Below are 24,604 nucleotides of genomic sequence, written 5' to 3' on the forward strand. Positions count from 1 at the left end.
AAAAAGTTAAAAAAAGAGCAATAAAATGCTCTTTTTATCGTTTTTTGTTAAAACTTGGAAACTCAGGAGTTAAGCTTAAAATTATTACTACAATGATTAATAAATTTAAACCAATTTTGAAATCATGATTATATTTTTTAAGAAAATTCATTTATTCTCCTTTAACTTAAACATATTTTATTACTTTATTTTTAAAGTAATAAAAAAAAGCCTATTTAAAGGCTTATTCGACAATAAAGCTTACTTTGATGTCGGCTCATTGTTGTTATTATATATCAATTTAATTAAATATCAAGTTTTTTCTTAGGTCTTCCACGCTTTTTAGGAGCAGATAGAGTATGATTATCTTCTTTAATTTCTTCTACTTTTTTATCTTTAGAAGTTTTAGAGCTAGATTTTTTAGTTGTTTTATTTTTAGGTGTTGATTCAACAACAAGATCATTTGTCACTTGTTTTTTAGGTCTTCCACGTTTTTTAGGAGCGGGTTTAATTGGTTCTTGAGACTCAGCAACAACTTCTTTTTGTTTTTCTTCTTTTAGTGCTTCTTTTTCAATGGTTGTATTATCTTTAATTTCAACAGCTTTTTCTTGTGCTTCAACTTCTAATTTTTTCTTTGGTCTTCCACGTTTTTTAGAAGTTAGAACAACAACTTTTTCTTGATCATTTTGTTCTTCTATAACTTCTGTAGTTGATTCTACCACTTTGGTTTCATTTGTAGTTTCTTGTTTTTTAGGTCTTCCACGTTTTTTAGCAACTGCCTTAATTGGTTCTTGAGGTTCAATAATAACTTCTTTTTGTTTATCTTCTTTTACTACCTCTTCAGTTTTTGCTTCTTCCTGTTTTAAGTCTTGCTCTTTAGTAATTGATTTCTTAGGTCTTCCACGTTTTTTAGCAACAGGTTTTTCAATTATTTCTGTTGATTCTACAACATCTAATACTTGATTATCTACATTATTATCTTCAGTAATTGAAGCTTCATTTTCTAATATTTCATTAATTTCTTTGGTTTCATTTGCTGTTTGGGTGTTTTCTACTGGTGCATTTGTTTGTTTGTTAGTAACTTCTTCAATTGGTTGTGTAGTTTCACTAGATACTTCATTTTCTACTGTTTCGTTAATTTCTTTAGCTTCATCTATTATTGTTTGAGTATTTTCTGCTGGTGCATTTGTTTGTTTGTTAGTAACTTCTTCAATTGGTTGTGTAGTTTCACTAGTTGCTTGATTTTCTACTGGAGTAGGTTGAATAACACTTTGAATAATTCTGTTAAACATACTTGTAACTTGATCTAAAGGTGTGTAGGTATGTAATTCTTGAGATTCATCTCATAATAACTCAGTATCATTAGTGCTATTTTCTTTATGTTCTTGATTTTCAATGATTTGTTGATCTATTTGATCATTGTAAATAGCATCATTATTTGACTCGTTATTTAATGGTAACTCTTCTACAGCTTCATTAGTTATTGTATTATTTAAAGTTTCTTCTATTTGAGCTTCAGCATTAGAATTATTGTCTAATTCTGCTTGAGTTTCTTGCTCAATTTCGTTCATTCTACGTTTAATTGAGTTATATAAATCTAATAATGATTGTTCTTGTTCTTCTAATGGTAAAGTAGGATCAAATTGGTATGATGAAAGAATTTGGTTAAATAATTGATCAGCTCTGATTTCTTTAGTAATGAGAGATTTTTTACCCATTCTATTACTAAAGATTCTAAGCATAACACCATAAGCGATACTATCTAACATTCTTTCAAACATTTTAGTACCTTCATCAGTATAAATTTGATAAGGGTTTTTTTGTGAATATTGAACTAAATTAACATTTGAACGCAATTTGTCCATTTTATTAATGTGTTTTTGTCATTTTTCATCTAAAGTTTGTAAAATAACACGTTTTTGTAATATTTCAACTTCATCAATTGAACCATTATTGATAGCGTTTTCATATCAATGAGAATACACTGTAATAATAACATTAGAAATATATTCTGGTAAATCAGCTTCATGAATTTTATTGATTTCATTTAAATGAAATTCAAATCCTACTAAATTACCTATGTTTTGGTTTAAAAAATCTACTAATGCTTCATAGTTATAAACTTTATTATGTAAGTAATATTCACCACTACGAACTATAGATCTAGCAGAAGATGAGATCATTCTTTGAACAATATAATCAACATTAGTACTTTCAAGAATTAAGTCTCTTTGTGAATAAATTAAGTCTCTTTGTTGTCTAATAACATCATCATAATTTAAAACTGATTTACGAGAATCATAGTTAAATCCTTCAATTTTCTTTTGAGCTTGATTAAAGAAGAATCTTAATTGTTTATTGGTGATTTCTTTACCTTTATCTGCAGCATACATTTGTTTATTGGCTTCATAATTTGAAAATCTTTGCATTAATTGATCATCAATTGAAACAAAAAACTTACTGGTTCCAACATCACCTTGTCTTCCACTACGACCACGTAATTGGTTATCGATTCTTCTAGATTCAGCTTTATCAGTTCCTAAAACATATAATCCACCAAGTTTAATTGCTTCTTCACTAGGTTTGATATCTGTTCCTCTTCCGGCCATATTAGTAGCTATAGTAACAGCTTTAACTTGTCCTGCTTGAGAAATAATTTCAGCTTCTGAAGCATTTTGTTTAGCATTTAAAACAGTATGAGGGATACCTCTGTTTAATAAAATACGGTGAATAATTTCTGAATCTTCAATTTGAGCAGTTCCTACAAGTACTGGTTGTCCTTTTTGATATAATTCTGCAATTTTATCAGCAACTGCATTTCATTTATCTTCATAAGTAGGAAATACTGAATCAGGTTCATCAACTCTAACTACAGGTTTATTTGTGGGAACAACATTAACTCTCATATTGTAAATGTCAATAAATTCTTGCTCTTCAGTTTTACCAGTTCCAGTCATTCCACAAAGCTTTTTAAACATTCTAAAAAAGTTTTGATATGTAATGGTTGCTAAGGTTTTAGTTTCAGGTTCTACTTCTACCATTTCTTTAGCTTGGATAGCTTGTTGAAGTCCTTCTGAGTAACTTCTTCCATCCATAATACGACCAGTAAAAGCATCAACTAATTCGATTTTTCCTTCTCTAACAATGTATTCAACATCAATTTTCATTACTTTATGAGCTCTTAAAGCATTTTGAATTAAATGTACTGTTTCAGAGTTTTCAATATCATATAAACTATTAAATTTATAAAAATGATTAGCTTTAGCTATCCCTGCATGAGTTAAAGTAATTGCTTTAGATTCATCATCAATTAAATAATCTTCAGGTCCTAAAGTTCTAACAAATTGATCTGCAGCAAAATAACTTGAAACATCTTCTTGTTCTCCACCAGAAATAATTAAAGGGGTTTTAGCTTCATCGATTAAAATTGAATCTACTTCATCAATTAAACAAAATTGTAATCCTCTTTGAACTTTTTCACTAGGATTTTGCACCATATTATCTCTTAAGTAATCAAAACCTAGCTCTGAATGAACAGAATAAGTAATATCTGCAGCATAAGCTAAACGTTTATTATATGGATCCATTTGTGCTTTATTAACTCCAACAGTTAAACCTAAAAAGTTAAATACTTGACCCATTTCTTCAGCATCACGCTCAGATAAATATTCATTAACTGTTGAAACAATAGCACCTTTACCTAAAAGTGCATTTAAATAAACAGGGGCAATTGATGTAATGGTTTTACCTTCACCAGTTTTCATTTCTGCAACTGATCCAAGATCTAATAATAAACCACCAAGCATTTGAACATCATAAGGTCTTTTACCTAAAACTCTTTTAGTAGCTTCTCTAGCAACAGCAAAAACATCTTCACGAATTTGCTCTAAGGTATGCCCTTGAGCAATTAATTCTTTAAAATATGTAGTACTATCTTTCAATTGTTGATCACTAAACTTTGAAACAATTTTCTCTAATTTATTAATTTTTTTTAAAGCTTTTTCAGCTACACGCATTTCGGTTGATTTGAAATTCATTAATTTTCTTAATTTATTCATATTAATCTCTATTATACTTTTTTATAGTGATTTAAGTATTAAAAAAATAGGAGATTGTACTCCTATTTTTAAAAAAATAAAATTATTTTCTTTTCTTTTTTAAATTAATTGCAAAATTTAAAATTAAGACAACACTAGTTCATACTAAAATGTAAATTAATACTTGTCATTCTTGAGTTAATGATTGACCAAATAAAGTAATTCCATTAGATACAGGAGTTTGTTTAAATAGCGAAATATCATTAATAATAATTAATTTAGATAAATTACCAACTTGAGTTGAAGGTAAAATGCTTAAGATTTGTCTTATAGCATTTGGCATTATACTTAACGGGATAAATGCACCAATTAAAAATCCTGCAATTGCAGATAATCCAGCACTAAATGCACTAAATGCACCACTAGATTTAATGAAGCTTAAAATAAAGGTAAAAATAGCAGAATTTAAAATACATCCAATAATTAAACTTAAAATAAGAAGCATAATGTCTTTAAAGCTTAAGATAAATGTTTTATCAATAGCCATTCAAATTAGTCCAATACCAAAAATTAATAAACAAATAACAATGTTAATAATAATGTTAAAAATTAGATAACTAACTCTAATAATTGAGGTTTTAATAGGTGTGATAAATAAATCATTTAACACTTTATTTTCTGCATCACTAACCATAACTGAACATAAAGAAATTGAGTTAGTTAAAGTAGTTACAGTTACTAATCCTGTAATTAAAAATAAATCAGCATATTTATTTTGAATAATTGCTTGAGAATCATTTATTGCTTTTTTAATAGCTCCATCATTAAATTGTTGATAAATTTGTTTAATAGTAAATTCATTTGGTTCTACAGCTAATATTTCTCTATATTTGAAATATAAAACGCTAAAAATATTATGATCGCTAGCAGCTATTTTAAAAGCAGGATGATCATTTAAAAAAGTATTTAATTCTTGGTTATTTTGAAAAATTGGTGGTATTTCTAAGTTATTTGTATCAATAATGTTTTTATATAGCTCAGGATGTTTAAAAATAATATTGAAAAATTGATATTTATTTTCATTGAATCAAACTTGATTTTTTGCTAAAACTTGATCAATTATTTCATTAGTAATATTATTTTTTGTAAAAAATAATGGAGTTAATTGTTCTTTATAAAGGTTTTTAGCAAATAATAAAAACATTAAAAGGACAATAATAGGAGACATAAAGGTAAAAAAGATACGCTTTTTGTCTCTTAAGAAAATCTTAAGATTTCTTTGGAATAAATAATTTAATTGAATCATTATTTTCTTGCTCCTTTAGTAACGTTTAAAAATACTTGATCCATAGTTCCTTTAATAAACTCAAAATCATCATATTTATGATTAATTTCTCTAAAGAAATCTAATGCTTGTTGATAACCAATAAACTCAATTAAATAAAATCCTTCAGTATATTGAAATTCTCCATTAAATTCTAATGTTTTTTGTTCAATGAATTCATCCTTGGGTGCATAAATTTTAACTGTAGTAGTAGCAAATTTTCTTTTTAACTCTGAAGGAGTACCTTCTTGGAGTTTAACTCCTTTTTGGATAATAATAGCATATTCACAATTGTTAGCTTCTTCCATATAGTGAGTTGTTAGAATAATGGTTAATTTACGCTCTTTTTGAATTTTATATAAGATATCTCAAACTAATTTTCTAGATCCGGGGTCTAATCCTGTAGTAGGTTCATCTAGGAATAAAATTGATGGTTTATGAACTAAAGCTCTAGCGATATCAACTCTACGTCTTTGACCACCACTAAGCTTTCCATAAGCACGATTAGCAATTTCTTCTAATTGAAACTCTTTAATAATTGCTTCAACAATGTCTTTAATTTTTTGACCTTTAAAGTTTTCTTGGTACATTGATGCACGAATCATTAAGTTTTCTTTCACAGTTAGTGAATGATCTAACAATGATTCTTGAAATACTATTCCAATTTGACTTCGAATTAATTTAGTATTATTTTCAGCATTTTCACCATTGATTCAAATAGTTCCACTATCTTTAGATAATAAACCTAAAACAATATTTAAAGTAGTAGATTTACCTGCACCATTTAAACCTAAAAAACCAAATAATTGACCTTTATAAACTTTAAAACTTAAATTATTTAAAGCTTGATTATCTTTGAAACTTTTAGATAAATCTTTAATTTCTACAGCTAATTCGTTATTTAATGTATTTTTCATCAAAAACCCCTATAAATGGTAGGTTTCTTAATTCCTCTTTATAATCTAAACCAAATCCTACTAAAAATTCATCTGGTACTAAAAAACCATATTTATCAGGTTGTAAATCAACTTTACGGTTAAAAGGTTTGTCCATTAAACTTAAAATTCTAAAGCTTTTTGGTTTTCTACTTAGTAACATATCTTTAATTTTAGATAAGGTTATACCACTATCAATAATGTCTTCAATAATTAAAACATCTTTATTTTCAATATCTTGAGCCATATCCATAATAATTTTTACACTACCACTAGTTGCATGGCTTCCTGCATAACTACTTGCAGTAATAAAATCTAATGAGTGATCTACTTCTACATCTTTAATTAATTGAGCTAAAAAAGGAATTGAACCTTTTAATAAACCTACAAGTATTAATCCTTCTGAATCTTTGTAAGTTTCATTAACTCAATTAGCACATTCTTTGATTTTTTCTTCAATGAACTTTTGATCAAATAATATTTTTTTTACTTTTTTGTGTTCTGTCATAATTACCTCGTTTTTTTGTATTGTTCAATTTTTTCTAAAGCTATATTAAATACTTCTTGTTCAGTTAAATTATTGGTATCAATAATTTCATATTTTATACCATATTTATTAGCTAAGTCAATAAATAATTTTTTATAAACTTTGAGTAATTTTGCAAAATATTGTTTATTGTTTTCTCATCCTTGAATTTCAACTTCTCTACCACGCTTGAATAAACGCTGTTGAAAATGTTCAAAATCTACATCCAAAAAGATTGCATACTCAGGAATATCATCTTTAGTAATCAAAGTATCATATAACAATTTATATGCTTGAAAAATTCTTGGATCACATTTTTCTAAATTAACTGCAGCAAAAATATAGTGTTCTGCAGCATAACGATCAATAAAAATAAAATCTTGATCGTGATTCATATTTCTTTTAATAAATTTCTTTTTAATTTGATTAACTATTGATAAATGATATTCAAGGATATATGTTTCAAAAGTTAAATCAAAGTTTGGTTTTCGTTCATAAAGTCATCTTAACATTGTGTTAAAGACTTCATCTTCTTTAGCAAATTCTTGTAATAAAAGTGCATTCTTATTGTAGTGTTTTGTAAGTTTTTTAGATAAAACACTTTTGCCACTACTAATCATCCCTGAAATTCCAATTAACATAATATATCCTTAATTTTGTTTTGAAGCTTTATATTGTTCAATTTTTTCTAAAGCAATTTTAAATACTTCTTGTTCAGTTAAATTATTTGTATCTATTACTTCATATTTAAATTGGTATTTATTAGCAATTTTAATAAACACATCTTTATAAACACTTAGAAGTTTTTTAAAGTATTTTTTATTTGCTTCTCATCCTTGAATTTCAACTTCTCTACCACGCTTGAATAAACGCTGTTGAAAATGTTCAAAATCTACATCTAAAAAGATCGCATACTCAGGAATATCATCCTTAGTTACTAATTTATCAAATAATAAATCATATGCTTCTTTAATTTTTTGATCACAATGATCTAAATTAACTGAAGCAAAAATATAGTGCTCAGCAGCAAAACGATCTAAAAATAAAAAATCAGATTGTTCATTTAAGCCTTTTTTAATAAATTTATTTCTAATTTGCTCAACAAGAGCTAAATGGTATTCTAAAATGTATGTTTGAAAAGTAATGTCAAAGTTAGGTTTTCTTTCATAAAGTCATCTTAACATTGTATTAAACACTTCATCTTCTTTTGAAAATTCTTGTAATAATAAAGCGTTTTTTCCATAGTGTTTAATTAGTTTTTTTGATAATTCACTTTTACCACTACTAATCATTCCTGATATTCCAATAAGCATATTTCTCCTTTAAATTGTTTTAAAAAAATATTAAAAACATAATTAAATTATGCTTTTAATATTTTGGATTTATTTTTGAAATTGCAAGATAGCTTCTTTTGCAACTTCAAATACTTGATCTTCATTAAGATCATTTGTATCTATAACTATATAGTTAATATTAGCATTTTTTAGCAAGTCTAAAAAGTGTTTTTTATAATTATCAAATAATAGTCTGAAATATGGTTCATTTAAGTTTCAGTTTTCTACTTCTGAATCTCTTTGACGATTGAAAATTCTTTGTTTAAAAGTATCAAATGATACATCTAAATAAATAATTAATTCTGGTAAGTGTCTAGGTTCTACCATTATTTTACTCATTGCTTTGTAAGCTTCAAAAGAACGCTTAGGAAACTTTTGAAACATAAAATCAGTTAACGCAAAAATTCCATGTTCTAAACTAAAACGATCTAAAAATATATATTTATTTTTTTCTTGGTCAAATTGATTTAACAATTTATCCAAGCAGTTTAAATGGTTTTCCAAAATATAAGCTTCAAAACTAAAGTTGATGCTTGAATTACCTTGATTTTTAAATTTTATATCTAATAAAGTATGAAAAACTCCATCTTTATCTTCGTCAAATTCCTTTAATAATAATGAATTTTTAAAATGATTAAATAATTTATTTGATAAGGTGCTTTTTCCACTACTTACCATTCCTGATATTCCAATTAACATTGTACTCCTTCTAATTTATTAATTTAAAAAAGTCGATTTTTCGACTTTTTTATGATTCTTTAACACTAAGTATTTCGATTGAGAATTTTTTAGGTGCTTCAACCTCGATAATATCACCTACTTCATGACCTAACATCGCTACTGCTAATGGGCTTTTGTTTGACACTTTTCCTTCAAATGGATTAGAGTCATGAGTACCCATAATTTTTACAGTAGTAGTTACTTTAGTTTCAACATTGATAAATGTAACCACACTACCAATACCAACTGCATCATGAGATCCTTGTTCAATAATAATTGCTTGATCAATAATTTTTTCAAGCTCACTAATACGACCTTCAACTACAGATTGTTTATCTCTAGCTGCATCGTATTCAGCGTTTTCTGAAAGGTCCCCTTGTGCTCTAGCTTCTTTTAAAGCTGCTTGCACAGCAGGACGTTCAACATTTACTAAATGTTCGTATTCTAATTTATATTTATCATAAGTATCTTTTGATAAATAAATAAAATCTCTTTCTTCTTGTTTTGCCATAATACTCCTTATTTGTTGTTTTGATTATTAGCAACTTCTGTTTTTGTGCGTTTAGCAATAAATAAGAATTTAGTTCCAAAATAATTAAATTCATAATCTAAATTAGCTGCTTGTAAATTCATTGCTAAAGCATTAAAATCTTTTTTATGCTTTTTATCATATTTAATGATCATCATTCCATTGTTAATTAACTTTGGAAAGTATTTATCATAAATTTCACTTGGTAGCATATTGCAACTATATGCTATTACTAGATCTAACTCTTGATCTTGGTAAGCTTTAACCACATTAGAAAATTCAGAAGCAAATTCTAATTGTATTTTACTAAAAGTTTGATAATCTAAATCATTAATATCGTAAAAAATTGGATTTTTTGTTTTAGATGAAATGCTAGCAAAAGAAAATAAATGATCTTTTGCTAAAACTAAAACATTTTGATAATTATTTCGATAAACAGTGTTAATCGCACCTTCGATATCATATAAATTATCTTTAGCTTTAAGATAATCTTGAATTTCTAATGGTAAAACACCTACATCATTTCGAATGTTTTCAATTTGTATCATTGCTTCTTTTTGAGCTTGGAGGTTCATTTTCTTTCTAAGTTTTTTACTTCAAATAACTACTCCAATATAAAATGATATTGCTATAACAAATACAACTATAGCAGAGACAATTAATCAGGTTCTAGTGGTTGAACTTAATGCACTTGCTTTTTGAGCTTCTGCATAAATATTAATAATAAATTGTTCCATTAATTTCACCTATTTTTATAGTATTCTAAATATTCTTGAAGAATAATTAAAGCAGCTAATTTATCCTTATGTTGTTTTCGTTTTTTTCTAGTTAAACCAGCATCAATCATTACTTGATGAGCTTTTTTACTAGTAAATTGTTCATTTACTAGTAAAACCGGAAGATTAAAGTTTGCTTCAAGCATTAGTTTAAAATCTTCAACCATCACAGTACGCTCACTTTTAGTACCGTTAACTCTAACTGGATGACCTAAAACTATTCCATCAATTTTATTAGGGTATTGATCTAAATAAAATTTAACTCTTTTAATTACTGCATCAAAATCATTTTCTTCAATTCTATAGTTTTCTAAAGCACTAGCAATGATTTCGCTTTCATCAGTAATTGCAAAACCACAAGTTTTGGTACCTAAATCTAAACCTAATTTTCGCATAAGATTTGGTTAATAACAGCTTTAATATCACTAGGTTTTTGATTTAATTTACCCATTGATAAAATAGCATTTCCTCCACCTTTACCATTAAACTCTTTAAATAATTTTTGAGCAATTTCATTTGAATTATATTGCTTAGAAGCAACCACCATCATTGGATTTTCATTATTACTTAAAGCAATAATTAATCAATCATTGTGCATTTCTCTTAAAGTAGAGGCAACAACTTTAATATGTTTTGGATCTAAATCTTGATTGATATAAACTTTAACATTGTTAATTTCTTGAGCTTTTGCAGCTTCATAATCAAACTCGAAATTATTGTTGATATTTTTATTGATTTGTTTATTATCGTTTTTAACTTGTACAATAGCTTCTTTTAAATAATCAATTGCTTGTTCATAATCGCTAGGAATATTAAGATCGAAATTATATTTAGGATCTAATTTTTCATTTTTAGCAATATCTTTATTAATTTCAGTAATTAAATTATTAACTTCATTTTCTAAGTATTCATCAACTAAAGCATTAGAAGAAATAGCTTTAATTCTATAAACTCCTGCAGCTTTTTTCTCAACATTAACGATTTTAAAGTTTTCTAATTTAGCGGTATTGCTTAAGTGAGTACCCCCACATAAATCTGCAGTAATTCCATCAAAATGAACAATTCTTACTGCTTGAGGATTCATATATTCAGCTTCTTCTAAGGTCATAATTGCACCCATAGCTTTAGCTTCATCAGTAGTCATTTGTTTATATTCTCTTTTAGCGTCTTTAGCAATATAACTACGCACAAGATTTTCAATTTCTTTGATTTCTTGATCAGTAGGTTTAGTGTCTGCAGGAAGATCAAATGTCAATCTTTCTTCATTATTATCACTACCTAATTGTTTAATATGATCACCTAAAATATTTCTTAAAGCACAGAATAATAAGTGTGTTCCTGAGTGATTACGTTCAAGACCTAATCTAATGTCTAAATCAACAAAACATTCAACAGGATCATGTTTGTTAATTTTTCCTTCAACTTTATGAATGTGATTTCCTCATTTATCTTTAAACACATCTAAAATTTGAATTTTATGATCATTTTGTACCATAAATCCACGATCGTGTTTTTGACCTCCGCTAGTTGCATAAAATGGAGTGTGGTCTAATACTACATAACTAATATTTTTTGAGTATTCTATTTCACTTTCAGTATCTAAAAGGTATAAGATTTTACTATTTGTTTCAGTAGTTTCATAACCAACAAATTGATCAACTTTAGATTTAATAATAGCTAAAGAGTTAATAACTTTATCCATCCCTGATAATTTAGAATTTCTACTTGCATTTGCGTGTTTTTCTTTTGCTTCTTCAAAAGCTTGATAATCAATAGTAATGTCTTTGCTTGCAAGAATTTCAGAAGTTAATTCAACAGGGAAACCATAAGTTTCAAATAATTTAAAAGCTACATCTCCAGGAAATACTTTAATATCATCGTTTAAGTAATTTTCAAGTAATTCTTTACCATTTTCAATAGTTCTTGAAAAGATGATTTCTTCATCTTTAATTAATTTAATAATATTACTTGTTTCATATTCAAAAGGTAATGAAGCTTTAACAACATCAACTAATTTATGTAAAAATAGTTCATTGATTTTTAATTGCATTGCTTTATAAACACTTCTACGAATTAATCTTCTTAAAATATATCCTCTACCAACGTTTGAAGGTTTTGCACCATCAGCTATAGCATTAACTACAGTTCTCATATGATCTGAAATAACTTTAAAAGCTGAGTTAATTTCTTTTTGTTCAGCTTCGTTGGTAAAGTAGTTTTGAATATCATATCTATAATCTGTGTATTTTTCAATTTCGTGAATTATTGGTAAAAATAAATCAGTATCAAAGTTAGTTGGAGCATCTTGCATAATAGAAACAATTCTTTCTAATCCAGCACCAGTATCGATATTTTTTTGTTTTAACTCAGTATAATTACCTTCACCATCAGAGTTATATGTTGAAAAAACAATGTTTCAAATTTCGATATAACGATCATTTTCGATATCATTTTGCAATAATTCTATACCTCTAGAGTCATACTTTTGGCCACGATCATAAAAGATTTCGGTATTAGGGCCACAAGGTCCAGAACCAACTTCTCAAAAGTTAGTATCTTTATCTCCTGGAATCATATGGCTTTCATCAAAACCTTTATCCATTCAATATTGCTTAGTTTCTAAATCGTCTTTATAGTAAGTAAAATATAATTTTTCTTTATCTAATTTAAGCTCATTAACTAAAAAATCATAAGCAAATTCAATAGCTTCTTTTTTGAAATAATCTCCAATTGAGAAATTACCTAACATTTCAAAAAAGGTATGGTGTCTTGCAGTGATACCTACATTTTCAATATCATTAGTTCTAATTGCTTTTTGAGAGTTAGTTAATCTTCTTGAAGGTGGTATTTTTTTACCTGAGAAGTAATCTTTTAAAGTTGCTACTCCTGAGTTAATTCATAATAATGAAGGGTCATTTTGAGGTACTAAACTTTTTGAAGGAACAATAAAATGTCCATTTTTTTCAAAAAAGTTCAATCACTTCTGTCTAATTTCTTTTGAGTTCATTGTTTCTCCTTAAATATAAGTTAATTTTTGATCATCCATATAAATTTCTTCAATAATAGCTCCACCGATACATTTATCTCCATCATATAAAACAACTTGTTGTCCAGGGGTTACTGCTTGAGCTTTTGAAGGATAATAAATTCGAATCATATTATTGTCTAATAATTCTACAGACACTTTAATATCTTGTTGTCTGTATCTAAATTTAGCAGTTAAATTATTTATATCATAATTAGTATTGTTTAAATTTAAATTACTTGCTATAAGATTGTTTGATTCTAAGAAATCCATTCTTGATAATGGTGCTACGTATAAAATATTTTGTTTTACATCATGACCACAAACATAATATGGTTCTTTCATTCCACCAAGGTTTAATCCTTTTCTTTGACCAATTGTGTAATAAAAACATCCAATATGTCTTCCCACTACTTTGTTAGTAATAATATCTACAATATCTCCATCTTGAGCAGGAATATAATTTTGTAAAAATTGAGTAAAGTTTCTTTCTCCAATGAAACAAATTCCTGTTGAATCTTTTTTATCAGCTGTTATTAAGCCTAAATCTTGTGCAATTTGTCTAATTTCTGGTTTAGTTAATTCTGCTAAAGGCATAATTACTTTTTCTAACTGCTCATGAGTTAATTGTGCAAGAAAATAAGTTTGATCTTTATTTTGATCCTTAGCACGATATAAATGTCCATCTTTAACATTTGCATAATGCCCCATTGCAATATAATCAGCTTTTAATTCATTAAAAGCATATTTAGCAAATGCATTGAATTTAATGTATTTATTACATAAAATATCAGGATTAGGAGTACGACCTTTTTTATATTCTTCAATAAAGTTTTCAAATACATTGTCTCAGTATTCTTTAACAAAATCAACTCTTTCTAATGGGATATTTAATTTCTTAGCCACCATTAATGCATCATTGTAATCTTGTTCTTGAGGACATATATCTTGAGAAATATTTTGATTTCCTAAAACATCATTATTTACAATAGAATCTCAATTACGCATAAATAATCCAACAACTTCATATCCTTGTTGTTGTAATAAGTATGCAGCAACTGAAGAATCAACACCACCAGACATTCCTATAACTACTCTTTTTTTCATTTAACTCCTTTAAACATTAATAAAATATGATATATAAATAATATTTTAATTATATAGTCTTTTAAATAATCGTTAAATTTTCAATTAAGAAATTTATTAAATAAATTTTAATGATTTTAGATATGTTTTTAACTTCTATAAATAGCATTTTTTAAAGTAAAAAATATTATTTTTATAGTTTAAAAAATGCAAGATAAATTAAAATCAAATCTTAATTTTGCTAAATTAAACATTTTTATATCAAGTGTATTTATTAGTTATTTTTATAAATAAAAAAATCATCAAAAAAGAACTAAAAATGAACAAATTAGTTAAACTGTATCAAACCTTAAAAATCATATTAATGAAATTAATTTATAATTATTTATAATGAAAAAATATTGATTAAAAATAACTGTAATTATTTCAAGCCTTTTGGCTCTATTTTCTGCAGTTGCAATTCCGTTATTAGTTCATTTTCATAATAATATTACTGCTAGTACTATCATTACTACTAAAGATCCTAAAGAAATTACTTCAAAAGAGTTTTTATTAGTTGATGGTAATGAAAAAGATGTTTTAAATGAAATAAATAAACATTATGAAATTAAAGAACAAAAAAATGATAAAGGTTATTTCTATGAGTATATTGATCCTTATACTAAAATCAAATTTATAGAAAAGCCATATAAAGAAACTTTTTTAACAAGAAAATATCTTTTAGGACCTAAAGGTTTAATTTATTTAGCAAATGCTTTTAAAAAGAAAGTTCCATTTGGTCCAGAAGTTTTTAATTTGCAATCAGTTATGCTTGAAAATAAGCTTAATAAAACATATTTAGGATTATTTACACCTCAAAAAGATGTAATTATACTTAATACTAATCAATTAAGTGATCTTAATAGTCAGTATTCAAATATTGAATATGTAGTTGATAATGTTTTACTTCCAACATTATTTCATGAATATATTCATTTTTTTGTAAGTAATTATGCAAGTATTAAACAAGAAAATGATGAGCAAAATAAAATAATTTTTAATACCAATGATGCTGATACAATAATTGCATATTGAGAAAAAAGTTTTATTGATCAATTTAAAGGGTTATTAAATTTTAATTATGATAAAAAGTTTAATCCTGATTTATATAAAAATTTTGGTAAATCATTTATTGCTAATAGTTTTACATTAAAAGAATTATGAGATGAAGCTAATGGTGAATTTAATTTACTTCCAAATCTTGATTATTTTGTTGAAAAATATGGTGGAGGAAAATCATATATTTTTAGTAAAAATGGACCAGAATTTACTAAAACCAATATTAAATATATTTATTCAGCAGATGAATTAGTAGCAAGAGAATATTTAAAATATGCTTTTGAACCAGCTTATTCATCTAATAATTCTAAATTCTATGATTATAATGTAAGCACTTGAACTTCAAACACACAATATTTTGTTCCATATGCTTTAGATCAATCTCGTACTTATTTCACTGATTTTAAAAATAATTTAGCTAAAAATTTTAAAAATAATTTAATGTTTTATCCAAATAATGTTTATTATTTTGATTTACCTAAAAACCATGATGATTATTTGGTAAATAATTTAGATCGCTCTCAACAGTTTTATAATTTATTTTTAAATACTTTAGGTTATGGATATTCAATTAATCAAATTTATGTAGAAAAAGATTGGAAATCTTTAGATGAAAAAAGAGTATTTATTGATGATACTAAATATAAAAACATTAAAATATCAGGATTTTTACAAGATAAAAAACTTAGTGGTTTAGCTTTAGTTGATAATAATCAAATAGTTGATTTTAGTAAAATTCATTATTTATCTACTTTTAACTTTTTTGGAAGAAGTAAAAATCCTTTAGAAGATGCTTCAGCAGAATACAGAAGATATCCTAAACAAAAATTTATTCCATATATAACTGATAAATTTTTAGATACAAAATTAAATATCAATTCAACCAATAATTTATTAATTAAAGGTTGAATTGATAGCAATAAAGATAATATAGCTCAAACGAATGAATTGGTTAATTTTGAATTTAATGTTCCAAACACTTTTAGAGATATTTCAACTAATGTTTCATTTATAGCTTTAGCAAATGAAAAAGCTCAATTACTTGATGAAAAAAGTTATTTAGCTTTAAAAGTAATTAATCAAAATAATCAAGCATATATTAAAGTTTTAAAATAAAAGGAGGAAAAATGACAAATGGTTTTGAAAACTTAAAAACTGGACAGATGGTCAATGTCCAAGCTTATAAACACAATGGTTTTTTATATCGTCAATGAAACCAAGCTAAAGTTATTTTTCATAATAAACGGCATGTGGTGTTATTTTTATGTGGAACCAGAGTAACTGAAGCTCAACATAATTCTAATGGTTGAAGATATACTGAAAATGCTATTTGGTTTTTACCTAAAGATCAATTATTTAATTCAATAGTTTTATTAAAAAAAGATTTAGGCAATTATTATTATATTAATATGGCTTCTAAACCTATTTATGAAGATAATACTATTAAATTCATTGATTATGATTTAGATGTGAAATGTTATCCTGAAAAAGATCTTCAAGTAGTTGATCGGGATGAATTTTCATTAAATTCTAAACAAATGAATTATCCATCAGAATTAAAAACAAAAATTTATGATGAGATAAAAAATATTATCTCTTTATACAATGATTATAATTACTTTTTTAATGCTCAAATCTTGCAATATTATTTTGAAATTCTTTTAAAAGATAAATTGATTAATGCTAAAACTTTTAAAAAATACGTTGCACAATATAACTCAAAATATAATGAAGAATCTGAAATGTTTAATAATGTAATTAATTCTAATAAGAAAAATAAACGCTAAAAATAATATCCAGCATTATTTATAGCGTTTTTATAAGTGTAAAATAATCAATTATTTAATTTATCATCAGTGATAATAATATATTTAGAAACATCATGAAATGAACTTCAAATGGTGTTTAATACTTCACTTGGTAATCATTTAGGATGATTGTGCAAATTACAAATAAAACCCCCATTTTCTAATTCAAAATCAATCAAATTTCTCTTAGAACCACAAGTTCTACAAGCATCAAAATTAGGACAAATTCCTAAATAAATTAATGATTGAGCTAAAAAATAAATTAATAAATATTTATTAATTTTTTCATTAAAATAACCAATTAATTGCTTATAAATATTTAAAAGATGATTTTGACAATCAATATTAATAAATAATTTGACTAATTGCATAATTAAATTTAAATTTGAATCATTTATTTCATTTAAATATTTAATTAAATGTGCTTTTTTTAATCTACCTGATTGATTTTTTAATCGTGATTGAAAATATTCAATTTCAACCACTGCTCCAATTTGTAAATTAGCTTTATTTTTGGAATTGGGTTTATTCAAACCATTAGCTCATAATTTTAAAACTCCATTTTGAGTTAAAAAACTACAAAGAAACAAATTGTTATCAATTTGTTTAATGTTTAAAATAATTGCTTCTAAACTTTGGGTTCGCATATTCAAATTATATTCTTTTTTAAAGTTAAAACTTGAGTTATGCATATTCTAAATACTTATAAAAACACTATAATAATGTAAAATATATATCATACTTATTTTAATAAGTAACTTTAATACTGATTGAGGTATTTAAAATTATGAATCAAATTAAAAACAATAATCAATTATCGAATAATAATTTAAGTGATCTAGACTTAAAAATCAAAAAAATTGTATTAGATAGTATCGAAACAACAATAGGAATCAAAAAAATATTTTTCAACGATGAAAATATCTTTTTTGCTAATGAAATTAATTTTGAAAATGAAGCTTCAAATAATTTAGATAAAATTAGCGTTTCAAAAAATGATAAAGGTTGAAATGTTGTTCTTACTATTGCTATTTTAGATAATATTTCTGCTAAGTTTATTATTTCCCAAATTCATAAACAATTGAGTTTAAAATTTAAACAAAAATCATTTGTCTTGAATAAACTTACTGTGTATGTTAAGGAGGTAACTAATGCATAATAAGATACTAGATGGTGAATTATTTGCAAAGGCAATGATTTCTGGAGCAAATGCCTTAACCAATAAGAAAAATCAGATTGATGCATTAAATGTTTTTCCTGTACCTGATGGTGATACAGGAACAAATATGTCTTCAACAGTTAATTCTATTATTAATAATTTGTCAAATTTAGAAGACTATTCAATAGAAAATGTTAGTGCTAAAATTGCTCATTCTATGATATATGAAGCTAGAGGAAATTCTGGGGTTATTTTATCGCAGATTTTTAAAGGTTTTGCTTTAGCTTGTGTCGGAAAAGAAGCTTTAGATGTTAATGAATTAATAGAAGCTTTTAATTCTGCTACAGCAAGAGCTTATAAATCAGTTTTTAAACCTATAGAAGGAACAATTTTAACAGTAATTAGAGAAACAAGTGAAAGTTTAGCAACAAACTTATACAATCAAGATGTTTCTATTGAACAATTTTTTGAAGCAACTTTAAAATATATGCGTAAAAGTTGTGATGAAACTCCAAATAAACTTAAAACTTTACGTGAAGTTGGTGTAACTGATTCTGGTGGAGAAGGTTTATATACTATTTTTTGAGGGATTAACCAATATTTAAATAATCAACCTGTTGAACTTAATGAACAAGAAGAAGATATTGCGAATTTTATTAGTGATAAAGAAGTTTATGAAGGTGAATTTGGATATTGTACTGAAGTATTAGTTGATTTGAATAAACCTGATAGTTTTGATAAAAATAGCTTTATTGAAAAAATGGAAAAAATTGCTAATTCTTTAGTTGTAGTTAATGATGATAATTTACTTAAAATTCATGGACACACTAAAAAACCTGGTAAATTATTAAATTTTGCTCAAAAATTTGGTGAGTTTATCAAAATTAAATCTGAAAATATGACACTTCAAGCTAATAATTCTAAAGCAAATAGTCAAAAATTACAAGAACTAGCAAATGGTGAAAGAAAAAAATGTGCTATTGTTTCATGTAATTTAGGTTCAGGAATCATTGAACGTATGAAGGAATTAGGTTGTGATTATGTAGTTGAAAGTGGCCAAACTCAAAATCCTTCTGCCCAGGATTTAATCAAAGCTTTCCAATCAGTTAATGCTGAAAATATTTTTGTACTACCAAATAATTCTAATGTTATTTTGGTAGCTCAACAAGCAGCTCAGGTATTTACTGATAGCAACATTATAGTTATTCCTACTAAAACTCAAGTACAAGGAATGACAGCCATTTTAAACTTCAATGATTCTACAGATCCAGAGTTAAATCACGAAATGATGCTTGATAGTATTGAAGAAGTAATTTCAGGAGAAATTACTCAAGCAGTAAGAAACACAAAAATTAATAACATTAAAATTTCTAAAAAGGATTATTTAGGAATTTTAAATGGAAAAATAATTACAAGTCAAAAAGATATTATTAAGACCGCAAAAACTTTACTCGAACAAATGATTGATTCAAGTAAAGAAATTGTGTCATTGTATTATGGTGATGATGAATCTTATTCAACAGCGGCAGAAATTGCTAACTATATTACAAGTAAATATGATATTGAGGTTGAAATCATTGAAGGAAATCAACCAAACTATAACTTCCTTATAGGAGTGGAATAAAAATGCAAAATCAAACTTTTAAAATTGTATTTGATATTAATGGTAATGATAATGGACCTTTTGCAGCATATCAAGCTGCAAAAGGTTTTGCTTTAAAAAACCAAAATTTTGAAATTATTTTAGTAGGCGATACTAGTAATTTAGATCTTACAAATAAACCAAATAATATAACTTTAATAGAAAATAAAAACGTTCAATCTGATCCTAAAAATCTTCGTCAAGCAATGAAAGAAGATTGCTCTATGAATGTAGCGATTGAGATATTAAAAAACAATCAAGCTGATGCAATTTTATCTAGTGGAGATAGTGGTTGTTATATAAGTGCATTAACTTTTAAATGTGGAAGAATACCAAATGTTTCTCGTCCAGCATTTATGCCTGTATGTAATGCAACTAATGGGAATAAATTTTTATTTTTAGATGTTGGAGCTAACTTAGTGGTTAAACCTGAATATTTATATGAATGAGCAGTTTTAGCTACTAGTTTTTACCAAGTAATGTTTAATAAAAGTAATCCTTCAGTTACTTTATTAAACATTGGTACTGAAGAGTACAAAGGTAATGAGGTTGTGAAAGAAGCAAATACTTTATTAAAAAATGATAGTTCATTAAATTATGTTGGGTTTAATGAAACTAGAGATTTATTCAAAGGTAAAGTTGATATTGCTTTAATTGATGGATATGGTGGAAATTTAGTGCTTAAAAGTTATGAAGGAGCTATTTTTACTTTTGTTGATTTATTAAAAAACAGAATTAAAAGCTCATTCATTAGAAAAATAGGTGCTTCAATCATTAAAGGAGCTTTTAAAGAAACTGCAAAAGTTTTAGATTATCGAAATGTTGGATGTGCTTGAGTATTTGGGGTAAATGCTTTAGCAATTAAAACTCATGGATCAAGTGACGCTTTATCTTATACTTCAGCATTGAATAATATTAAAGAAGCGTTAGAAAAAGATTTATTAACCAAATTAAAAGGAAGTGTTAATGAAAAAACCAACTAATTTAAAAGAATTTTTTAAGATATATAAAATAATTCCTTTAGATCCAAAAATTTATGAATTAGCTTTAACTCATGCTTCTTATAACCCAAATGGCGATAAACAAAATAATAATTATGAACAATTAGAATTTTTGGGTGATGCTGTTTTGCAATTTATTTCAAGTCAATATATTTATCGTAATTATCCAGAATTAGCTCAAGGATATCAAACTCGATTGCGTGCAAAAGCAGTATGTACTGAAACTTTAGGTGAAATATCAGTTAATATTGGTTTAATTGATATTTTAAAAACAGGTCCAGGACAAATGGAAAAAGATGTTAAGGATTCTCCAAAAGTAAAAGCAGATATTTTTGAATCTATGATTGGTGCTATTTATATTGATCTTGGGTTAAAAGCAGCAGTTGATTTTGTTAGTCATCACATTTATCCTGTAATTGATAAAGTGCATACTGAAAGCAACAAAGATGCAAAAAGCGAACTTCAAGAATATTTCCAAAGTTTCAGTAAAGAAAACATTAAATACATTACAGAACAAGGTGCAAATAGACAATTTTTCTCTAAAGCAGTGCATGATGAGCAAATTTTTGGAAAAGGTTATGGTAGTTCTAAAAAAGAAGCAGAATTAAACGCTGCTAAAAATGCTTTAGAAAAATTAAAATAGGGGTAGATATGAAATTAATCAAAATTGAAGCACATGGTTTTAAATCATTTGCTAACCCAATTGTTTTAAATTTTGATGGTGGAGTTGTTGGTATTGTTGGACCTAATGGTTCTGGTAAAAGTAACATTAATGATGCCATTAAATGAGTTCTTGGAGAACAAAGTTCTAAAGAACTAAGAGGAGATAACATGGAAGATGTTATTTTCTCAGGTTCTAAAACCGCTAAAGCTTTAGATAAAGCACAAGTAACTTTAACTTTTGATAATTCTGCTGGTTTATCAAGTGTTGATAGTAAAATTGTTACTATTTCTAGAGTTTTAGAAAGAGGAAAAGGTATTAATGAATATTATCTTAATGGTCAAAAATGTCGTCATAAAGATATTAAAACCATTGCAATGGAAACAGGTATTGGTAAAAGTTCATTAGCAATTATTTCTCAAGGAACTGTTTCAGAAATTGCTCAAAGTAGTGATGAAAATCGTAGATTGATCTTTGAAGAAGCTGCAGGAGTTTCGAAATATAAATTTAGAAAACAAGAAGCTTTAAAAAAACTTGAACGTACTGATGCTGCTTTATCTCAAATAAATACTGTAATTAAAGAATTAGAAAAAAGACTTTTACCATTAAAAGCTCAAGCAGAAAAAGCGATCTTATATCGAGATAAATCTAAGCAATTAAAAGAAGTTGAAATAGCTTTTTTAGCTAATCAAATTAATGCTTTGGATAAAGAATATAAACAATTAGAACAAGAATTAGCAGGTGTTGGTGAAACTAAAGAAAGTTATAAAAATAACATTACTGATTTAAGTATGAAATTAGTTGCAAAAAAAGCTAATTTAACTGAAGTTAAAGCTTTAATTTCTCAAATTCGAGCTAAAAAAGAAGCGATTAATGCAAGATTAAATGACTTAAATGTTATTTATGCTAAAGAAACTCAACGTAGAGACATGATTGCTAAAGGTGAATTACAAACATCATCTAAAGAGCTTCAACAATCTATTATTTCTAAAATTAAAGATCTTGAACAAAAAGTAGTTTATTTTAATCAAGCTTATGATGAAATTCAACAAAAGTTCATAGAATCTACTTCTAAAATTAGAGATATTAATATTCAAATTAATAATTACAACATCACTAAACAAGAAGCAGAAAGAAAAATGATTGAGATACAAACCAAAATCAACATTTTTAATGAGAAAAAACAATCTCAATCTAATTTATTTAAAGGAACAAGAACTATAGTTCAAAATAAATCACTATTTCCTGGTTATAAAGGTTTAGTAAGTGATTTATTAACAGTTCCTGAACAATATGTAACTGCTATTGAAACAATTTTAGCTAATGCTACTCAACATGTGGTTGTTAATAATTCTAACACTGCAGTAAATTGTGTTAATTTCTTAAAGAAAAACAATGGTGGAAGAGCTACTTTTATTCCTTTAGAATCTATTAAAGGTAAATTCATTAGAGATGATTATTTATTAGTCTTAAAAAATCAAAAAGGATTTATTGGAATAGCTAAGGATTTAGTAACAGTTGATAAAAAATATAATGTTTTAAATGACTTTTTATTAGGAAACATTATAGTTGTAGATACTGTTGATAACGCTAATAATATTTCTAAAATTGTTGATAAGAAATATATGGTAGTTTCATTAGACGGTGATGTTATTCGTGTTGGTGGAATTATTGTTGGCGGAACTAGCGAATCTACTAATGAATTAATTGGTTTAGAATACAAAATTGAACAACTAAAAGAATTAATTCCTGGATTAGAATCTATTATTTATAATGCTGAACTTAAATCAAGTGAATTAAAAAATGAATTATCAAAATTACAAAGCTATAATCAAGAATATACCACTCAAAAAACTAGTGTTTCATTCCATTTAAGCACCACTAATAAAGAATTAGATGAATGAAAAGCTAAAATAATTGATTTTAATGAAGAAGATGATCAAGAATCAGCTTCTATTCCTACTTTTGAAACAATAGGTCAATTAAGTAAAGAAGTTAGATTATTAGATTTAGATTTACAAGCTCAAATCACTATTAAAAATGGTTATGAAGCTGAAATATCAAACTTAGAAATTGAGTTAAATAAATCTAATTCAATGTTAATTCAATTAACCGAAAGCTTTGAAGCTAAAATTTCTAAATTTAATAAAATAGAGTTTAATCTTGACCAATATCGTGAAAGATTAACTAATTTTTATGAACTAACTTTAGAAAATGCTTTAGAAAATTACCAATTAAATATGTCAATTGATGCCGCTAAAGAATTAATAGCAGAATTAAAAGCTGAGATTGCTAAATTAGGTAATGTAAATTTAGAATCTATTGTTGAATTAGAAGAAGTTGAAAATCGTTATGCAGATTTTTCAAGTAATTATGAAGAATTAACTGAAGCTAAAAACACTATTTTAAATGCAATTAGTGAAATAGATAAGATTATTATTAATCGATTAACTAATGTAATTCACGATGTAAACTTAGAATTTGATCGGGTATTTCACTCAATGTTTGGTGGAGGAAGTGCAAAGATTAAATTTATTGATCCAAGCGATCCTTTAGAAAGCGGGATTACTATTTATGCTCAACCTCCTGGAAAAAGTATTAAAAACTTAAAACTATTTTCAGGTGGTGAAAAATCATTGATCGCTATTTCTTTATTATTCGCAATCTTAAAAGCAAGACCATTACCGCTTTGTATTTTAGATGAGGTTGAAGCTGCATTAGATGAATCTAATGTTGTTAGATATGCTAAATACCTTCAACAATTAAAAGATCAAACTCAATTTATTGTAATTACTCATAGAACAGGAACTATGTCTAGAGTTGATTCTTTATTTGGTGCAACTATGCAACATCGTGGTATTACAAGCTTCTTTAGTGTTAAATTAGCTGATGCTAAAAACTTAATAGAACCTCAAACTAATCATAATTAAACAAAAACACTCTAATTAAATTAGAGTGTTTTTT

General features: G+C 26.0%; 20 protein-coding genes. 7 read left to right on the forward strand and 13 right to left on the reverse strand.

Annotated features, from left to right (window positions below):
• Positions 1-284: 284 nt before the first annotated feature.
• The 12 genes from secA to mnmA all read right to left on the reverse strand — a co-directional run bounded on the left by secA (position 285) and on the right by mnmA (position 14,292).
• Positions 285-4,037, reverse strand: a complete 3,753-nt coding sequence (secA, locus tag GE118_RS03035; protein ID WP_233262746.1) for a preprotein translocase subunit SecA — start codon at positions 4,035-4,037, stop codon at positions 285-287.
• Positions 4,038-4,119: 82 nt separating this feature from the next.
• Entirely contained in the window at positions 4,120-5,322 is a 1,203-nt protein-coding gene (locus GE118_RS03040; RefSeq protein WP_158763964.1) for an ABC transporter permease, read from the reverse strand.
• Positions 5,322-6,257 (reverse strand): ABC transporter ATP-binding protein, encoded by a 936-nt coding sequence (locus tag GE118_RS03045; RefSeq protein ID WP_158763965.1) that lies wholly within the window; start codon positions 6,255-6,257, stop codon positions 5,322-5,324. The genes GE118_RS03040 and GE118_RS03045 overlap by 1 nt, the downstream gene beginning before the upstream one ends.
• Entirely contained in the window at positions 6,238-6,783 is a 546-nt protein-coding gene (hpt, locus tag GE118_RS03050; RefSeq protein ID WP_158763966.1) for a hypoxanthine phosphoribosyltransferase, read from the reverse strand. Before hpt ends, GE118_RS03045 begins: the two co-directional genes overlap by 20 nt.
• Positions 6,784-6,785: 2 nt before the next feature.
• Positions 6,786-7,442, reverse strand: a complete 657-nt coding sequence (locus tag GE118_RS03055) for a deoxynucleoside kinase (protein WP_158763967.1) — start codon at positions 7,440-7,442, stop codon at positions 6,786-6,788.
• 9 nt (positions 7,443-7,451) lie between these two features.
• Complete coding sequence (locus GE118_RS03060) at positions 7,452-8,114, reverse strand: deoxynucleoside kinase (protein ID WP_158763968.1); 663 nt, start codon at positions 8,112-8,114, stop codon at positions 7,452-7,454.
• A gap of 69 nt (positions 8,115-8,183) precedes the next feature.
• The gene (locus tag GE118_RS03065) at positions 8,184-8,834 is read right to left on the reverse strand and encodes a deoxynucleoside kinase (protein WP_158763969.1); all 651 of its coding nucleotides are present in this window, start codon (positions 8,832-8,834) and stop codon (positions 8,184-8,186) included.
• 49 nt (positions 8,835-8,883) lie between these two features.
• Positions 8,884-9,366 (reverse strand): transcription elongation factor GreA, encoded by a 483-nt coding sequence (gene greA, locus GE118_RS03070; RefSeq protein ID WP_158763970.1) that lies wholly within the window; start codon positions 9,364-9,366, stop codon positions 8,884-8,886.
• Between the two features lie 8 nt (positions 9,367-9,374).
• Positions 9,375-10,121 (reverse strand): BC85_0335 family putative methyltransferase, encoded by a 747-nt coding sequence (locus tag GE118_RS03075; protein ID WP_158763971.1) that lies wholly within the window; start codon positions 10,119-10,121, stop codon positions 9,375-9,377.
• The gene (gene ruvX, locus GE118_RS03080) at positions 10,121-10,555 is read right to left on the reverse strand and encodes a Holliday junction resolvase RuvX (protein ID WP_158763972.1); all 435 of its coding nucleotides are present in this window, start codon (positions 10,553-10,555) and stop codon (positions 10,121-10,123) included. The genes GE118_RS03075 and ruvX overlap by 1 nt, the downstream gene beginning before the upstream one ends.
• The gene (alaS, locus tag GE118_RS03085; protein ID WP_158763973.1) at positions 10,543-13,167 is read right to left on the reverse strand and encodes an alanine--tRNA ligase; all 2,625 of its coding nucleotides are present in this window, start codon (positions 13,165-13,167) and stop codon (positions 10,543-10,545) included. The genes ruvX and alaS overlap by 13 nt, the downstream gene beginning before the upstream one ends.
• Before the next feature lie 9 nt (positions 13,168-13,176).
• Positions 13,177-14,292: a tRNA 2-thiouridine(34) synthase MnmA gene (mnmA, locus tag GE118_RS03090; protein WP_158763974.1), complete on the reverse strand. Its 1,116-nt coding sequence runs from the start codon at positions 14,290-14,292 to the stop codon at positions 13,177-13,179.
• Between the two features lie 369 nt (positions 14,293-14,661).
• Here mnmA and GE118_RS03095 point away from each other — a divergent pair, with 369 nt between their 5' ends.
• Both GE118_RS03095 and GE118_RS03100 read left to right on the forward strand, forming a co-directional pair.
• Positions 14,662-16,485 carry an MYPU_1760 family metalloprotease gene (locus GE118_RS03095; protein ID WP_158763975.1) on the forward strand — a complete coding sequence of 608 codons (1,824 nt, stop codon included), beginning with the start codon at positions 14,662-14,664 and terminating at the stop codon, positions 16,483-16,485.
• A gap of 11 nt (positions 16,486-16,496) precedes the next feature.
• Entirely contained in the window at positions 16,497-17,156 is a 660-nt protein-coding gene (locus GE118_RS03100; RefSeq protein ID WP_158763976.1) for a DUF402 domain-containing protein, read from the forward strand.
• Here GE118_RS03100 and recO read toward each other — a convergent pair.
• Positions 17,153-17,824 carry a DNA repair protein RecO gene (gene recO, locus GE118_RS03105; RefSeq protein WP_158763977.1) on the reverse strand — a complete coding sequence of 224 codons (672 nt, stop codon included), beginning with the start codon at positions 17,822-17,824 and terminating at the stop codon, positions 17,153-17,155. The genes GE118_RS03100 and recO overlap by 4 nt on opposite strands.
• 140 nt (positions 17,825-17,964) lie before the next feature.
• Between recO and GE118_RS03110 the strand changes: the two genes are divergently transcribed.
• The 5 genes from GE118_RS03110 to GE118_RS03130 are packed head-to-tail and all read left to right on the forward strand — an operon-like array spanning position 17,965 to position 24,570.
• The gene (locus GE118_RS03110) at positions 17,965-18,336 is read left to right on the forward strand and encodes a hypothetical protein (RefSeq protein WP_158763978.1); all 372 of its coding nucleotides are present in this window, start codon (positions 17,965-17,967) and stop codon (positions 18,334-18,336) included.
• Positions 18,329-19,960: a DAK2 domain-containing protein gene (locus GE118_RS03115; RefSeq protein ID WP_158763979.1), complete on the forward strand. Its 1,632-nt coding sequence runs from the start codon at positions 18,329-18,331 to the stop codon at positions 19,958-19,960. Before GE118_RS03110 ends, GE118_RS03115 begins: the two co-directional genes overlap by 8 nt.
• 2 nt (positions 19,961-19,962) lie before the next feature.
• The gene (gene plsX, locus GE118_RS03120; protein ID WP_158763980.1) at positions 19,963-20,961 is read left to right on the forward strand and encodes a phosphate acyltransferase PlsX; all 999 of its coding nucleotides are present in this window, start codon (positions 19,963-19,965) and stop codon (positions 20,959-20,961) included.
• Positions 20,945-21,622, forward strand: a complete 678-nt coding sequence (rnc, locus tag GE118_RS03125; protein ID WP_158763981.1) for a ribonuclease III — start codon at positions 20,945-20,947, stop codon at positions 21,620-21,622. Before plsX ends, rnc begins: the two co-directional genes overlap by 17 nt.
• 8 nt (positions 21,623-21,630) lie before the next feature.
• A complete protein-coding gene (locus GE118_RS03130) occupies positions 21,631-24,570 on the forward strand; it encodes an AAA family ATPase (RefSeq protein WP_158763982.1) in 2,940 nt (979 codons plus the stop codon).
• The last annotated feature ends 34 nt before the right edge of the window (positions 24,571-24,604 follow it).

Source organism: Mycoplasma sp. NEAQ87857, assembly GCF_009792315.1.
Taxonomy (GTDB): domain Bacteria; phylum Bacillota_I; class Bacilli_A; order Mycoplasmatales; family Metamycoplasmataceae; genus Mycoplasmopsis.